Source organism: Micromonospora sp. NPDC005194, assembly GCF_040608335.1.
In the GTDB taxonomy this organism is placed as follows: domain Bacteria; phylum Actinomycetota; class Actinomycetes; order Mycobacteriales; family Micromonosporaceae; genus Micromonospora.
In genome coordinates, this window is sequence record NZ_JBEXIA010000019.1 from 53,019 (window position 1) to 68,862 (window position 15,844).

10 protein-coding genes are annotated in these 15,844 nt (G+C 69.6%); 8 read left to right on the forward strand and 2 right to left on the reverse strand.

Annotated elements, in window-relative coordinates; all coding sequences use genetic code 11:
* Positions 1-138: 138 nt before the first annotated feature.
* The gene (locus ABZU53_RS18040) at positions 139-3,645 is read right to left on the reverse strand and encodes a BTAD domain-containing putative transcriptional regulator (RefSeq protein ID WP_355066792.1); all 3,507 of its coding nucleotides are present in this window, start codon (positions 3,643-3,645) and stop codon (positions 139-141) included.
* Positions 3,646-3,819: 174 nt separating this feature from the next.
* On the opposite strand from ABZU53_RS18040, the gene ABZU53_RS18045 reads away from it, so the two are divergent.
* Genes ABZU53_RS18045 through gntF form a run of 3 tightly spaced genes read left to right on the forward strand, consistent with a single transcriptional unit; the run spans position 3,820 to position 7,363 of the window.
* Positions 3,820-5,448, forward strand: coding sequence for an AMP-binding protein (locus tag ABZU53_RS18045; RefSeq protein ID WP_355066793.1), 1,629 nt, complete (start codon positions 3,820-3,822; stop codon positions 5,446-5,448).
* A complete protein-coding gene (locus ABZU53_RS18050) occupies positions 5,445-5,951 on the forward strand; it encodes a pyruvoyl-dependent arginine decarboxylase (RefSeq protein ID WP_355066794.1) in 507 nt (168 codons plus the stop codon). Before ABZU53_RS18045 ends, ABZU53_RS18050 begins: the two co-directional genes overlap by 4 nt.
* A complete protein-coding gene (gene gntF, locus ABZU53_RS18055; RefSeq protein ID WP_355066795.1) occupies positions 5,948-7,363 on the forward strand; it encodes a guanitoxin biosynthesis pre-guanitoxin forming N-methyltransferase GntF in 1,416 nt (471 codons plus the stop codon). The genes ABZU53_RS18050 and gntF overlap by 4 nt, the downstream gene beginning before the upstream one ends.
* A 598-nt stretch (positions 7,364-7,961) precedes the next feature.
* On the opposite strand, the gene ABZU53_RS18060 is transcribed toward gntF, so the two are convergent.
* On the reverse strand, positions 7,962-10,670 hold the full coding sequence (locus tag ABZU53_RS18060) for an RICIN domain-containing protein (RefSeq protein WP_355066796.1): 2,709 nt from the start codon (positions 10,668-10,670) through the stop codon (positions 7,962-7,964).
* Between the two features lie 564 nt (positions 10,671-11,234).
* On the opposite strand from ABZU53_RS18060, the gene ABZU53_RS18065 reads away from it, so the two are divergent.
* The 5 genes from ABZU53_RS18065 (at position 11,235) to ABZU53_RS18085 (ending at position 15,842) form a co-directional block, all read left to right on the forward strand.
* The gene (locus ABZU53_RS18065; protein WP_355066797.1) at positions 11,235-12,365 is read left to right on the forward strand and encodes a LacI family DNA-binding transcriptional regulator; all 1,131 of its coding nucleotides are present in this window, start codon (positions 11,235-11,237) and stop codon (positions 12,363-12,365) included.
* A 106-nt stretch (positions 12,366-12,471) separates the two neighbouring features.
* The gene (locus tag ABZU53_RS18070; protein ID WP_355066798.1) at positions 12,472-13,422 is read left to right on the forward strand and encodes a Fic family protein; all 951 of its coding nucleotides are present in this window, start codon (positions 12,472-12,474) and stop codon (positions 13,420-13,422) included.
* Between the two features lie 16 nt (positions 13,423-13,438).
* A complete protein-coding gene (locus ABZU53_RS18075) occupies positions 13,439-14,146 on the forward strand; it encodes a recombinase family protein (protein ID WP_355066820.1) in 708 nt (235 codons plus the stop codon).
* A complete protein-coding gene (locus ABZU53_RS18080; RefSeq protein ID WP_355066824.1) occupies positions 14,092-14,307 on the forward strand; it encodes a hypothetical protein in 216 nt (71 codons plus the stop codon). Before ABZU53_RS18075 ends, ABZU53_RS18080 begins: the two co-directional genes overlap by 55 nt.
* A gap of 776 nt (positions 14,308-15,083) precedes the next feature.
* The gene (locus tag ABZU53_RS18085; RefSeq protein WP_354858560.1) at positions 15,084-15,842 is read left to right on the forward strand and encodes an ISAs1 family transposase; all 759 of its coding nucleotides are present in this window, start codon (positions 15,084-15,086) and stop codon (positions 15,840-15,842) included.
* The last annotated feature ends 2 nt before the right edge of the window (positions 15,843-15,844 follow it).

A 15,844-nucleotide genomic window follows, 5' to 3' on the forward strand; every position in this document is an offset into this window, starting at 1 on the left:
GGGCGAGTCGGTGAACGCAGCGGCGACCCGCAGAGTGGGCGGGGCGTCGATGGCGGGGAGCCGCGTCACCGCCGGCGAGGATCCCGGCGATGATCACGGTGCCGGCGGAGAACGTCAACGGTGGTATTGCGATGCGGGCTACGAGCCGGTCCGCCGGGCGAGCGCCTGAACTCGGCGCAGGTCCGCTCGGCATCCGGCAAGGCCGAATTCGGCGATCGCTCGCTCAAGGTGCTCAGCCCGGTCGAGCCCGAGGGCTGACCGCTGTCCCGCGACGAGGTGACGGCCGAGTTCGTAATGGGCGCGTGCCAGCTCGTAGGGCATCTGACGTCGCTCGGCTTCGCGGGCTGCCCGGACCCACGCCCGCCGGGCGGGCTCGGCCCGGCCGCCCAGCCATCGGTACCAGCCCAGGCAGATGAGCGCCCTCGGACGGGCCATGGGAAACGTGCGGGCGTAGCGGCGTAACCGGCGCAGGGCGACTGCGGTGCTTTCGCGCAGCTCGGCCGGGTCAGGCTCGCCCGCTCCGCGCGCCGATCGTCGATGCGGATCCGCCAGCTCGAGCAGCGCCAGAGAGACCTCGGCAATGCCGGCGTGCGCCTCGATGGCGTACTGCTCGAACGACGGATGTGGGCCGATCAGGTGGTCGGCGGTGCGGATCGCCTGCCACGCGTCCAACGGCTGCCCGCTGGCAAGGTGTTGGCGAGCCACGGCGGCGTGGAGGCGGGCCGCGTCGATCCTGGCCGCTGCCGGCAAAAGCTGTGCGGCCTCTTCGGACCAGCCTGCCAGCGCCGGGTCGTCGGGGTTGGCGCGCAGGGCCGTCTCGATCAGGACGAGTAGACCCCAGAGGTGTACGACGGGATCGCGGCGTTCTCGGCCGGCGGCCATCGCCTCGGCGGCCGCTGCGGCCGCCTGCGCGTAGCGGGCGGTGAGGTACCGCCTGAATGCGCTGATCAGGAGCACCTCGTCGGCCCACCGGTGCATCGGTGTCCGGCGCCGGAGTTTCAGGACCCGGTTCGCGCCGAGGTCGACGGCGGCCCAGTCGCCGACCCCGGTCCAGTGCAGCCCGCCCACAATGCCGACCCAGCAGGCGGTGAGCGGATCGTTGGTGCGCTCGACGGCGCTGCTCGCGGCACGAAGGTGGCGGCCCGCGAGCCGGTGCAACCCCACGGTGCCGATCATCATCCCGAGACCAGCCTGCGCCCGCACGATCAGATCGAGGTCCCCGGCGCGTTCGGCAGCGTTCAGCGACGAGATCGACGCGGCGAGGACCGGAAGGTGCTCATCGAGTACCCAGTAGACCTCGGCGATCGTGAAGCAGGCGGCAGCGCGTTCGCGGGCCGCCTCACGCCGGTCCGCACCCCGGGCCACGACACCACCCGGCCGCAGGCCGTGAAGCGTCCGGCGGATCACCTGTGACGCGATCATCCCCAGTCGTCCCGACGTCGACGTCGGGACGCGGCCGACCAGGAGGTCCAGTGCCCGCTCCAGGTGGTACCGAGCGGCGTTCGCCTCCCCGATCTGCTGGTGCGTCTCGCCGAGCATGCGGTGCCAGCGGGCCCGATGCAGGGGCGCGACGTGACGTTCCAGGGCCGCGCGGAAGAAGGCCTGAGCCTCCCGGAACCAGCCCAGGCGCTGGTACACCGCCCACAGCCGGACCAGGTGAGCGTCGAGTGTGATCGGGTCGGCGCCGAGGATGAGCCATTCGGTGGCGGCCCGCAGGTTCTCCTGCTCCGTTTCCAGACTCGGCCCGCCCTCGGTGCGGGCCTCGCCCGGCGCGGGCAGCAGTGCGACGTGGTGCTCGGCGTGGCGCCACCGGGTCCGCGCCTCCTCCGCGGGGTCCGCGGCCAGGCTCTCGGCCGCGTACTGCCGGAGCAGCTCGTGCATCTCGTAGCGGCCGTCCTCGCCGACCGCGATCAGCGACTGGTCGACGAGGCTGGCCAGCATCGGCAGTCCGGCGCCCGCCACGGCGCCGGCGGCCGCGAGGTCGAAGCTACGGCGCAGCACCGACAACCGCCGTAGGGTCCGGCGTTCCTCCTCGGTCAGCAGCTGCCACGACCAGTCGATCACGGAGCGGAGGCTGCGGTGTCGCCGCTCCACGTCGGGTGCGGTGGTCTCGAGCAGTTCGAGCCCGCTGGCGAGCCGATCGGCGATGGCGGCCGGGGTGGCGGAGCGCACCCAGCGGGCGGCCAGCTCGATGGCCAGCGGCACACCGGCGACCAGCCGGCACACGCGGCCGGCCCCCGCGGTGCCGTCGATGGCGAGGGAGTTGGGACGCAGCAGCCGGGCCCGCTCCTGGAAGAGCTGCACCGCCTCGTAGCCGGCGGCGTCCGCGTCGGCGCCCGGCGGTGGGTACGGCAGACCTGGCACCTCGACCAGCCACTCCACACCCAGCCCCAGCGGCCGCCGGGACGTCACCAACAGCTGCGCGCCGGGTGCTCGCCTCAGGAGTTCGGCGAGCACCCCCGCGCTGTCGCGGAGATGCTCCAGATTGTCGAGCACGAGAAGCAGCTCGCGGCCGGCCAACTGCTCGGCGAGCAGGTCCAGCGGTTCGCGGGGCACAGCCAGGTCGATCTCGAGCGCGCGGGCGAGACCGGCGACGACCAGATCGGCGGCCTCGGCCGGCCGGGCCGGGCTGGTGCCAACGAACGACACGAACACCGTCCCGTCACGACGACGCCCCTGCCGATACGCGGCGACCTCTACCGCCAGCCGGGTCTTTCCGATCCCGCCGGGACCCACCAGGGTCACGAGCCGGCACGTGGGATCATCGAGAAGCTCATGCAGGCGCGCCAGCTCCCTTTCCCGACCGACCAGCGCGGTGAGCGGGCGAGGCAGATCGGTCGGCGGCGACCCGGCCGCCAGGGCCACGTCCTGCCGAGCGGCGGACGCGAGCGGGTCAACACCCAGCGCGGTGAACCCACGGGTGACGGCGATCTCGTCACGGAGGGCAAGCGTGTCCGCCGCCGGCTCGATACCCAACTCCTCCCGAAGGAGATAGCGGCAGGTCTCGTACTGGGCGAGCGCGGCGCTACGCTGACCGCCCACGGCCAGGAACCACATCAACGCACGGTGCGCCTCCTCGTGCAGGCGCTCCAGCTGCAGCAGCCGGCGGGTCACCTCAATCCCGCCGGCAGCATCCCGCCGGTCTCTGGCCCGCTGCACGGCACGGTCCATGAGCGCGAGCATGTCCGCCCGAACAGCGGCGCGCCGCTCGGTCAGCCAATCATCGAAAAGCGGCGCTCCCGGGACGCCGAAACCCTCGAGGAACTCGCCTCGGCAGAGCCGGACGGCCTCCAGCAGCTCGTCGTCGTCCTGGTGGGCGGCGGCCACCCGGCTCACCTCCGCGACGTCGACCCACACCTGCCGGCTGTCCGCCAGCGCTATGGTCTGCCTGCTCACTGCCACCTGCTCCGGGACGACCCGGCGCAGCTTGGTCAGCACCAGCCGCAGATTGGCCCGGGCCGTCGGCTCCGGAAGGTCGCTCCAGAGCAACCCGGCCAGCGCCGAGCGTGAGTGCGCGGTGCCGGTGACCGCCAGGTAGAACAGGAGCGCCGTCGCCTTGGCGGAGGCCAGCTCCACCAGGGGACGCCCATCCATCGTCAGCTCGGCCCCGCCGAGCACCCGGACACGCAACTGTTGGTTCCGCATAGCCACCACCGTCGTCGTCCGAAAAGAACTCTATCGCTTTCCACGCTGCGAAAACGGTCGGGAAACGGTCTGCACACGGCAGCTCCCTACGGTCGGCTCATGAGTGTCGGAACCCGGGCCCACCAGCGGCAACCTGCCCAGGTTGGTGCCGGCGTCAACGGTGAAGGAGTAGCCATGGCCGTTGTTCATCCGTCCCGCAGCGATCTGCCGGACGTCCAGGTCGGCGGGACCACCGTGCCATCGCTGGTACTGCGGCATGCCGCCCGTCTCGGCGACAAACCGGCCCTGATCGACGGCGCAACCGGCCGCACGATCAGCTACCGGCAACTCGCCACCGGTGTGGAGCGGGTCGCGGCCGGCCTGGTCGCCCGAGGCTTCGCCCCGGGTGACGTGCTGGCCCTCTACAGCCCCAATTCGCCGGAGTTCGCCCTGGCCGCCTACGGGACGATGGCAGCCGGCGGGATCATCACCGGGGCCAACCCGATGCTCGCCGTCGAGGAGCTGGCCGGTCAGCTCGCCGACGCCGGGGCGCGGATGCTGGTCACCGTGCCGCCGTTCCTGGACCGCGCGGTGGCCGCCGCCGAGCGGGCGGGCGTCGAGGAGGTGCTGGTCTTCGGGGACGCGGTCGGCGCAACGTCGTTCCGTGAACTGATCGCCCACCACCACCCGCCGGCGACGCTCGCGGACGACCCCGATCGCGGACTCGCCGCCCTGCCGTACTCCAGCGGCACCACCGGCCTGCCCAAGGGAGTGGAGCTGACCCACTCGAGCGTGGTGACGAACGTTCGCCAGAGCCAGGCGGTGATGGGTTTCCGCGAGGACGACGTGGTGCTCGCCGCGGCGCCGTTCTTCCACGTCATGGGGTTCAACGTCGTGCTGCCGTGCAGTCTGGCGGCCGGCGCGACCGTCGTCACCCTGGCGCGCTTCGACCTCGAAGCCTTCCTTCGGACGATGGAGGAATACCGGGTGACGGTCAGTATCGTGTCGCCGCCGATGGCGACCGCGCTGGCCGATCATCCACTGGTGGACGACCACGACCTGTCCTCGTTGCGGAGTCTGGGCGTGGGTGCGGCTCCCCTCGGTGCCGATGTGGAGCAGCGATGCGCCGAGCGGCTCGGGTGTGTGGTCAGCCAGGGCCTCGGCATGACGGAAGCCACCGCCATGGTCGCCGTAGGGCCACTCGACCAGCCGCGGCGCGGGTCGGTCGGTCGACTGGTGCCGAACACCGAGGCGCGCGTCGTCGATCCGAACAGCGGTGCCTACCTTGGTGCCGGGCGCGCCGGCGAGCTATGGATCCGCGGCCCGCAGGTCATGCAGGGCTACCGCGACCGTCCGGAGGCCACGGCCGCCACCATCGACGCCGACGGCTGGCTGCGCACCGGGGACCTGTGCTACTTCGACGAGGACGGTTACCTGTACGTGGTCGACCGGTTGAAAGAATTGATCAAGTACGAGGGGTACCAGGTGGCGCCGGCCGAGTTGGAACACCTGCTGCTCACCCACCCGGCGGTCGCGGACGCGGCCGTGGTACCCCGGCCCGACCCGGACGCCGGCGAAGTGCCGGTCGCGTACGTGGTGCTGCGGGGACCGGCGACAGCTGCGGAACTGCTGGCCTACGTGGCCGAGCGGGTCGCTCCCTATAAGCGGCTCCGCGCCGTCCGGTTCACCTCGTCAGTACCGAGGGCGCCGTCGGGCAAGCTTTCCCGCCGGGTGCTGGTCGAGGCCGAGCGCACCGGATCGGAACGGGCGCGGACAGTGCAAGACTCCCCGCCCGCAGTCCGCGCGGACGGCGGACAGCGATGAACATCCTGGTGGCCGGAGCCGTCGGCCGTGGCCCGACCGAGCTGGCCGCCTTCGACGCCGCGCTGGTGGCGGCCGGTGTCGCCGACCGGAACCTGATCTACCTCAGCTCGGTGTTGCCGCCCGCCAGCTCCGTCGAGCAGGTCGAACGGATCGGCCGTACACCGGGTAGCTGGGGCGACCGGCTGTACTGCGTGGTGGCACGGGCGCGGACGGCGGTGCCGGACGCACAGGCCTGGGCCGGTCTCGGCTGGGTGCAGGACGACTGCGGGCGAGGACTGCTGGTAGAACACGACGCCGACGACGAGGTGAGCCTGCGGGGGCTGGTGACCACGTCCCTGGACGCGCTGTGTCGCAACCGCGGCACGAGCTTCCCGTCGCGTGGCATCGCGGTCGCCGGCGCCCGCTGCACCGGGCGACCGGTCTGCGCCTTGGTGGTCGCGGTGTTTCAGTCGATGGCCTGGGAGCCGGGCCGACGACCGGCCAGAGCGGCGGCACCGGTATGAACGACATCGGTGCGGCTCCGGTGGGCCGGCCGGCGGACCGTGCCCCGACGACGCGCCGCAAGCTCTGGAACTGGGTCTTCAGCCTCGTCGCCACCACGGCATCGGCCTACGCGCTGGAGGCGAGCGTGGTGGCGGCCGGCGCGTGCCTGGTCGCGTCCGGCCTGCTCAGCAGCCTCGACCACCGCGGGACGGTGGCGTTTCTGGTCGCCACCTACGCGGTCTGGGGGTTCGGCCTGCGGACCGGTGTGCGGGCGAACTGGACGCTCCTGGCGACGACGGGCACCAGCACCAACGTGTTGTCCAAGGCGTTGTACGACGTGCTCCGGCGCAGGGCGAGCGGCGTCCGCGCACCGCGCCTGGCGGCGGCCCTCGGGTACGCCGGTACCGAGGTCGCCAAGGAGGTGCCCTACTACGCGGGCGCCTTCGGGATCGCAGCCTTCAGCGACTCGATCACCTCGAACGAGGCACTCGTGTTCCTCGGCGGCGCCAACCTGGGCGCCGCCCTGTACGAGTACGGCCTCGCCCGCCTCACCCGAGCCTTCCTGACCCGGCGGCGCCGCCGGTACGCGTCATTCGACACGGACTGGATACCGGCGGAGTACCTCGCCGGCTACTACCGCACCGTCGAACCGGACGAGATTGCCACCATCGCGTTCCTCGTCGAGGCGATGCGACGCGCGGAAGGTGGTCAGCCCGTGTTGTTCTTCGGGGTGGGGCCCACCCTGCATCACGTTTTCGCGGCCGCCGAGGTGGCCTCGGAGATCCACCTGGGCGACTACCTGCCGGCGAATCTCAACGAGATCCAGCGGTGGATCGACCGCGAACACGATGCTCACGACTGGCGCCCGTTCGTCCGCTACACCCTGCGGTGTGAGGGGGTCATCTGCCCGACCGACGAGGACGTGGCGATCCGTGAGGATCTCGCCCGGGAGAAGATCACCGCGCTGATCCGGGTGGACGCCCGGCAGCCCCGCCCGATGGACCGCCGATACGCGACGGTGGTCAGCGCCTACTGCGCGGACTCCGCCACCGCCGACCGGGCGACCTGGCAGTTCTTCATGCGCCACATCACTGGCCTGGTCCGGCCCGGGGGTCTCTTCGTCACCGCGGCCCTGCGCCGCTGCCGCGGTTACACCGTCGGGGAGAAGACTTTTCCCAGTGCGGATGTCGACGAACACGACCTCCGGGCGGTGCTGCGACCCGAATTCGGGCCGCTGGACGGATCAATTGAGGTACGGCAGGTCGCCCGGGAGATCTCACACGGCTACTCGGCAATCGTCCTGTGCTCTGCCCGCAAGCGTCCCCGGCCACCCCACTTCCGCCGAGAATGCGGCGAGGGCAGGACTCGCCGCATTCTACAATGCCCTCACTTACACGACGTCCTACTTCGGCTGGCCCACCGCAATCATTGATGAACTCACCGCGGAGATCGAGGTCTACCGCCAGGAGCCGTTTTGCACGCTGGTGAACTTTCAGTCGACTGGCTTTGGCGGCAAGCCATATCGATGGCGTTCTTTCGCTGTTGAGGGCATGTGGCTCACTGCCTTCAGCCGGAACCTGCGCGGGGTTATTGCGTACGTCCCAGCTCATGATCGTGCCGTCGTCGTAGGCGATGATGAGGGCGTCTTGCCACGACATGCTGCGCACTACCCCACGAGGTGTGTCAAGTACGCCGAGAGGCCGTCCCTCTTGAGCGCGCCAGATGTAGAGCATGTAGTCATCGCTGATCTCGGTGGCTCAGCTGCGTCCGCAAGATGGTTCGGGAGTAGCCAGCGGACTCCAACTGCCAGTACGCGCGTTCGACCGTCCGTGCACTCAGCCGCGACGCCCGGGCCTGGCTCACGTACGGGTAGCGAGCGGACCTGGCCCGCGTCTGTCCGGATCGGTAGCTCGTGTCCCACCATGATGGGATCGCGCCCGACTCGGAGGCACAAACCGTGCCCCCGAGTCGGCGCGACAATCGGCAGCCCGTTACCGGCGGCCGAACTTGACACTCACCTCTGCCACTGGTCAGGAGGCTACGAACTGCCACTGCTGGTTGGTCCCGCCGTTGGCGGTCCACTGCACGACCTGCGCCCCGTCGCTGGTCGAGGCGGCGGAGACGTCGGCTGCCAGTCCGCTGCTGCGGCTGACGATGGTGTAGTAGCCGTCACCGGTGGGCCGCAGGTACCACATCTGGTTGGTGCCGCCATTGGCTGACCACTGCTGCAGTTGCAGGCCCGCCGTGGTGCTGCCGCCGTTGACGTCCAGCACCTTTCCGGAGGCGGTGTAGCGCAGGGTGTAGGCGTCCTGCGTGGTGCTGATCGTCCACGTGGGGGTGCCGCTCTGCTGGACCGCCTTGGCGCCGTCGGCGGTGGAGTTGCCGGCGATGGCGAGGGGCTTGCCGCTGTTGCGGTTGACGATGCGGTAGGTGCCTGCTGCGGGCCCGGTTCCGCCGCTTCCACTGAGGTTGAGGTACTCGACCGCGTCGGTGAAGACGGTGCTGCCGGACTTCGCGGTCGACAGCTGCAGGTACACCCGGCTTCCGGTGGCGGGGGCGGTGAAGGACACCGGTTGGGTGACCCGTGAGCCGAGTGGGATGGTCAGGGTGGTGCTGCCGGACGCGACGAGGGTGCCGGTCGGGCTGTCGAGCCGGGCGGTCCAGGTGAAGCCCACCGAGGTGTTGGTGAAGTCGTCGTTGAAGACGGTGATGTTGCGGGTCACCGTGGCGTTTCGGGCGTAGCTGGGTACCGCCTGCGGCAGCGGGAAGGTGCCGTTCGAGTCCGAATTGCCGGAGGCGGACCAGTAGGGGAGGTCGACCGCGGCCACCGAGTTGAACGCCGCCTGCACGCGCTGGATCTGCGGGTTGCTCCACGGGTCGGGCAGGTTGTCCGCGCCGTAGATGGGGTGGCCACCCTCCTCCGGGGTGAAGTCGGTGGACCGCACTCCGGGCACGACGCTGGCCCAGGCGGACAGCAGCGTGTAGGGGCGCAGGTCGGTGGCGCCCTTGCCGCGCTTGGCCAGGGTTGCCGTGGCGAACCACTCGAAGCCCTGCTTGTTGTTGCATGCCGGCCAGATGAACTCGCCCTCGCCGTCGGGCCGCCCATTCACGGTGATCAGGCCCTCCCCGTACCTGCCGAAGCCGTCGACGTAGTGCGGGATCACCGCGAAGTTGGCGTACGTCATCCCGGGATACAGGCTGACATTCCCGCCGACGCCCACCTCGACAATGATCGGCCGGGTGCCGTCGGCGCCGTTCATCGCCGCGTACAGGTCCTTCTCGAACTGTTCGGAATCCTGGCCGCTCTGGTTCGGCTCGTTGTTCTGACTCCAGCGGATGATCGCGGGGTGGTTGCGGTCGCGCAGGACCAGCGCACGGGCGTGGTTGACCATGTTGTCGCGCCCGACGGAGTTCTGCCACTCCTGCGAGGATTGGGAGCCGCGAATCGCGACCTCGTCGATGATCATCAGGCCCATCTCGTCGGCGACATCCAACATGTACGGGCTCCCGGGCTCCTGGTGGATGCGCACCACGTTGTAGTTCAGCCGCTGGTAGTTGTCCACCGCCTGCGGCCAGCCGCCGTTGCCGGACGACGGGGGCAGGAAGCCGGGCAGGGTGTGGTACGCGTCGCCCTTGCCGCCGTTGTTGATCCGGTCATAGTCGCCACCCTGGAGGTTGTCGCCGCGGAAGTTCACGCGCACGCCGTTGAGGTAGTAGTAGTCACCGTTCTGGGTGGCCTCCCGGAACCCGAACCGGTACTCGGCGTCGCTCGTCCGGCCGTCGTCGGTGACGGCATGCACCGTCAGCCCGTGCAACTGCGCCCGGTACCCCGACCGGTACGGCACATTGGGCCACCAGTACGAGGTGCTGTCGAGGTTCCACGCGACCGGCCCGACGGTCACGATCACGGTCGAGCGGGCCGCCACGGTGACCGTACGGCTGGGCAGTGCCGGGTAGCTGAAAGCCGTTCCGTTGCTGGACGACAGCGACCCGGTCAACGTCACCGACCGGGAACTGCCCGACGTGTTCCGCACCGTCACGTCGTAGGTCAGCGTCTTGTTCGCCACCGACGTACGCACGAATGTGTCGCTGACGTACACCGCCGGGTACACCCGCAGGAACGCGGACCCGAAGATCCCCTGCGGTATCGCCTCGGACCACGTGGCGGCGTCGGGCACCAGGTACCGGCCGTTGGATGCCTTCAACGCGCCGCGGCCCTTCACGTTCACCGTGATCGTGTGGGTGGTGCCGGGCGCCGCGTATGCGCTGATGTCGAAGTTCGACGGGGTGAACGCCGTCGTCTGGGTGGCGACCACGCGGCCGTCGACCGACAGTGTCGCCTGGTGGTTGACGGCGCCGAACTCGATCCAGGTCGACTGCGGCTGCCCCGAGTCCGGCACGGTGATGCTGCGCGAGTACACCGCCTCGTTCACGTCGGTGAAGCCCTGCTTGTACCAGCCGCCACCGGGCACCGCGATCGTGGTCGCCGCCCGGCCCGCGGGCGTGAAGCCCCAGGTCCCGCTCAGGTCGATCGAGGTGATCGCGGCGTTCCCGGCCGCCACACCGTCAAGTCCGGCGGCCGCGACACTCTGCGTCTCGACCGGCGCGGCCAGGGCCGACCCGGGGGGCGCCAGGGTCAGGCCACCCAGCGTCAGGGGCAGGGCGAGCGCCACGGTCGCGGCCAACCCTCTGGCCCACGCCGACAATCGGCCACCCCAGCGGACGTTCGTACGATGCACGGTTACCTCCTGTGACTCATCCGCCAACTCCGCAACACCGGTTCAGGGCACAGCCTCAAGGCCGATACTCGAATCGATTCGACAAAGCTGCCGGCGTCGCCGACCACCCGGGAAGGGTGGTTGCGGCCAGATACATAGGTACGTATTAATGGGTGCATCGAGCGTGAAGTCAAGGTTTCAAGACGGTTACTTCCTGCTCCTGACGCCTCGCAAGCTTCGAGTGGCCGCCGATAGTACGACCCTTCCGGAGTGCTAGGGCATCGCGCTCAGGCACTCCGTGTCGCCGGCCCACCGACGCGGCGCCGATCGAGTAGCGAACCGATTCGCCTCTGCGGCGCCCGGCCGCGTGACACGCCGAAGGCGTGGACAGCAGCACTGTCGTCTTCGGTGAAGTCGGCGGGCGGCCCGGCCTGACCTGTTCGGTTCGAAACTGGGGTTAGGGTGCTGGTAAGAAACGTGCTTCGCCAGCGTCACGGCGGGTTACGGGATCTTGATGGCGAGCGTCTGACTGCGTAGACATGACAGCGCAATCATAGAGGACTATGGCCGGCGGCGGGAGGTGCCATGACGCGACTGGCGAGGCCGGGTGGAAGCCCTCCGACGCCGCGCAGCGTGGACGTCGCGCGGCTGGCCGGCGTCTCCCAGAAGACGGTGTCCAGGGTCCTCAACGACGAGCAGTATGTCTCGGCCGACGTGCGCCGGCGGGTCCTGGACGCCGCCGCGGAGCTCGGCTACCGGCGCAACCAGGCGGCCCGGGCGCTGGCCTCCGGGCGGACCCGGTCGATCGGCGTGGTGACGCTCGGCAGCGCCTTGTACGGGCCGGCGTCGTGGCTCATGGGCATCGAGCGGGCGGTCCGGGAGGTGGGCTACACGCTGCGGGTGGCCGCCACGATCGAGGGCGACCCGGGCGGCATCGCGAGCGCCCTGACGTCGCTGCTGGGCCAGGGCGTGGACGGCGTCGTCATCTCCGAGCCGATCGACGAGGGCGTCGGCCTCATCAGCGTCGACGTGCCGGTCCTGGTCCTCGGCGCGCCGCCCACCTTCGCCGCGCCGCAGGTGGTGACCGCCAGGGTCGGCGCGGGCCGGCTCGCGCGGGCCGCGACCGAGCACCTGCTGGAGCTGGGGCACGCGACCGTCCATCACCTGGCCGGCCCGCAGCGGTGGTATTCGGCACGGGACCGTCTCGCCGGCTGGCGCGAGGCGCTGCGAGCCCACGGCGCGGACGAGCCGCCGGTCGTCGAGGGCGACTGGTCGGCCGCGTCCGGCTACGCGGCGGGCCGGGAACTGGCCGGCGACGGCACCGTGACCGCGGTGTTCGCCGCGAACGACGACATGGCGATCGGTCTCATCCGCGCGCAGCTCGAGGCCGGGCGCCGGGTGCCCGAGGACATCAGCGTCGTCGGGTTCGACGACATCCCGGTCGCCGCCTACGTCACTCCCCCGCTCACCACCGTGCGGCAGCCGTTCGACGAGGTCGCGCGGCAGGGCCTCGCGCTGCTGGTACAGGTCATCGAGAAGCCGGACGTCGAGCTTCCACCGGCGGCCGACCAACCGGTCGAGCTCGTCGTCCGCGCCTCGACGGCGCCACCACCGCCCCGGCCGATCCCGGGACGTGGCCGCCGAGCGATCCCCCATGCCCACGGTGGCCCGCACGGTCAGCCCGCCGGCAGTGAAGTCCCATCCACCCAGCCCTGATCAGCGTCGATCTGTCCACCTACGGCGGCACGTCACCCGAGGCCCGCACCGGCCGTCGCTGAGGAGCGGCGCCATCCAGAGCTCGAATTCGATCGAGGGCTACCAGGTGTCCCTGGACGTCGCCGCCGCGGCCGTCGCCGGCGACGAACCGGTAGAGACGAGCCCGCAAACCTGGGGGGTCATCACCGGCTACCGGGACGCCCTGACCTACGTGCAACAACTCGCCCGCTCACGCGAGTTCACCTGGCAGCACATGCTGCTCAACGCGCTGCACTTCATGATGCTCCGCCATGACCTCAGCAAGTGGCCGGGCCGCTACCGTCCAGGAGACATCCACATCGACGAGGCGCACACCGGCCGACGCGTCTACACCGGGCCAGACGCCGACGACGTCCCGTCGCTGATCTCCGAGCTGATCGACTGGTTGGCCGACGGCGAACCGGAGACACCGCTGCTCGTCCGGGCATCCATGGCTCACCTGAACCTGGTCAAGATCCATCCCTGGCGGGACGGAAACGGCCGAATGTCCCGGTGCCTCCACACCCTCGTACTCGCCCGCGACGGCGTCCTCGCCCCTGAGTTCTCCTCCATCGAGGAGTGGCTCGGCGTCGGCCGAAACACGTACGCCTACTACGACGCGCTCGGTGAGGTCGGCGGCCCGACCTGGCAGCCCGACAACGACACCAGCAAGTGGATCCGATTCTGCCTGAGCGCCCACCACCAACAAGCCCAACTGGTCCGGCAACGCCTCGACCAAGCCGCGCAGCTCTGGGAACTACTGGACACCTGGGTCCGGCGCAACGGGCTGCCCGAGCGGGTTGTTAGCGCCCTACACCTCGCCGCGACCGGCGGTCGAGTACGCCGCACCCTCTATCAACGCGACGAGAACCTCACCGACGACCAAGCAACCCGCGACCTTCGCACCCTCGTCCGGGCGGACATGCTCGAACAGCACGGCGAGACCCGAGGCAGGTTCTACCTCACCTCGCCGACACTCCGCGACCTCGCCGCCCCCGCGCTGCGCCCAAAGGAAATCATCGACCCGTACCGACGGTGAAGCGCAAGCCCCGGCACTGCGAGTCCGCGCCGGTCAGCCGCCCGACCCTGCCACCGCACCCCACGTACGGTGGATCTTCGAGCAGCGGCTCGCCGGCCGGAGCGTGGCCAGCATCGCCCGCGCCCTCAACGACAACGGCGTCTTGTGCCCGTCCGGCGTCGACCCAGCGCGTAACCCCCACCGCAGCGGCCGCCAATGGATGCTCACCACTGTCGCGGCCATCCTGGCCAACCCCCGTTACACCGGGCGGCAGGTCTGGAACCGTCAACGCACCGACCGTGATGCCCTCCCTGACAAGGGAACCTTCGATCGACACCACGAGATCCAACGGTGGAGCGCCTCCACTGACTGGGTCATCTCCCGCGAGATCGCGCATACTCCGCTGGTCAGCGAAGAACACTTCGTCGCCGTCCAGGCAATCCACAGCGCACCGACCCCAGCCGACGGCATCCCCCGCTGCTATGTGTTGGCCGGAGTGATCTGCTGCGGCGTGTGCGGCCGAATCATGGACTCCCACTGGGTCCACGACCGTGCCGGCTACCGCTGCCGACACGGCAACACCTGCACCCGACCCACCTCATCGAGACGACAGAAGACCCTCTACGTCCGAGAGACCATCTCCTGGACAGGATTCGACACCACAGCTGCCTGCGTCGGCACCACCCGGCGATGCGCGACCAGGATCCAGACAGCGTCGCCGGCTACCTGCGGCTCAACAACATGATCATCGTGTGTGACCACGACGCCTGGACCATCGAAACTGACACGGAGGTCTTCCCGCTCACCGCCCCGACGAGCGTCCTGCCCCGCGCAGCAAAAATCCCCGCCCAACGGGACGGGGATCGCTCGAAACGCGAAGAGAAATCACGCTTCGTGGGGAAATAACGTGTCCGAGGGGGGATTCGAACTCCTGTACGTATCACCCGTGCGCCACTCAGGGTGCGCATGCTCATAGGTTACGGTACGGCCAGGCCTGGATCGATCCCACAATCCAGATCACCGTGCGTGAGCGCGAATAGCATATTGAACATGCGCGGCGACTCGCTCCGTCATCGACTAGCCAGGATGAAAGTGCAGCTATCCCCTGTGGCCGCTCAATCATCAGGCGTCGGCGAGCCGCCGCTAAGCATCTCTGCCTTTGGTGCGCTTCAGCGGGTCGACCTGTTGGCAGCCATAGCACCCGGATTCTTCGCGGTTCAATGCACGAATTCACCGCCCTTGTTGGAGGTCTGCGATGGTCACCCGGCCGACAAGGGCTGGGCCTGCTGGCGCATGGATCTCTTGAGGCATGTCGAGTACGTCGAGCGGTGAGCCGCAGCCTCGGTGTCATGTTGCGGTGGCCGCCAAGTCGTTCAGGGCTGCGTTGATCACGGGCCAGCACATGCTGAGGGTATCGCGGTCTGGAGCGTGGCCGATGTTCACCTGGGCGTATGGGATGCTCGGCGGTAGCCCGCAGCTTACCCGGAATATTGTCATCGACGTCGAGGTCGACAATGTGGCGACTTCCGTTACCTACGTAGACATCCACAACGGACTGGGCGGTCACCGCGCCCGTCTCTGGGTCTACTGCAGAAACCCGGTCACCGATATAGATACTGTCGATCGGCACGTATCGGAAGATCATCAGGGTTCCTACGCCGTGTTGATCGCCGAAGTGAGTCATGCCCGCGCTGCCATCATCGCTGATCTCGTCGGTGTCGTGTGCACCGGCTCTGACCGTGTCCGAAGCCGCTGGCGGGCTGCTTGCAGCGCTGGCCGATCTGCCTGATCCGCGGGCCCGTCGCGGTGTCCGGCACCGGCTGACGGTGGTGGTGACTGCTGCGGTGTGCGCGGTGGTGGCCGGCCACCGGTCGTACACCGCGATCGCTGAGTGGATCGCCGACGTGCCGGCGACGACCGCGCTCGCGCTGGGCATGGCCCCGGATCGACGCCCGTCCGAGGCGATGATCCGCCGGCTATTGCAGGCCATGGACCCGCAGCTACTGACCGCGGCGGTCAGCGTCTGGCTTGCCGGCCGGTCTGCTGCCGGCACGTCGACGTCCCGGCGAGCGATCGCGGTCGACGGCAAAACCCTGCGCGGCTCGCGCACCACCGACAACGCGGCCCGGCATGTGATGGCCGCCTGTGATCAGGCTGTCGGCGTGGTCCTGGCCAGTACCGACGTCGACGGCAAGACCAATGAGATCACCCGGTTTCAGCCGCTGCTCGACCAGATCGGCGACCTGCGCGACACCGTGATCACCGCCGACGCGCTGCACTGTCAGCGTGGGCATGTCGACTACCTCGCCGAACGCGGCGCACACTGGATCCTGACCGTGAAGGGCAACCAGCCGAGCTTGCATGCCCAACTCGCCGGCCTGCCCTGGCGGGCCGTTCCCGACGCCCACCCGCGACACCGCCCGTGGGCACGGCCGCCGTGAGA

Bases quoted from the DNA above. Each gene is read 5' to 3' on its own strand.
- ABZU53_RS18040 (WP_355066792.1), bottom strand. From the start codon at position 3,645: ATGCGGAACCAACAGTTGCGTGTCCGGGTGCTCGGCGGGGCCGAGCTG.
- ABZU53_RS18045 (WP_355066793.1), top strand. From the start codon at position 3,820: ATGGCCGTTGTTCATCCGTCCCGCAGCGATCTGCCGGACGTCCAGGTC.
- ABZU53_RS18050 (WP_355066794.1), top strand. From the start codon at position 5,445: ATGAACATCCTGGTGGCCGGAGCCGTCGGCCGTGGCCCGACCGAGCTG.
- gntF (WP_355066795.1), top strand. From the start codon at position 5,948: ATGAACGACATCGGTGCGGCTCCGGTGGGCCGGCCGGCGGACCGTGCC.
- ABZU53_RS18065 (WP_355066797.1), top strand. From the start codon at position 11,235: ATGACGCGACTGGCGAGGCCGGGTGGAAGCCCTCCGACGCCGCGCAGC.
- ABZU53_RS18080 (WP_355066824.1), top strand. From the start codon at position 14,092: ATGCGCGACCAGGATCCAGACAGCGTCGCCGGCTACCTGCGGCTCAAC.
- ABZU53_RS18085 (WP_354858560.1), top strand. From the start codon at position 15,084: ATGCCCGCGCTGCCATCATCGCTGATCTCGTCGGTGTCGTGTGCACCG.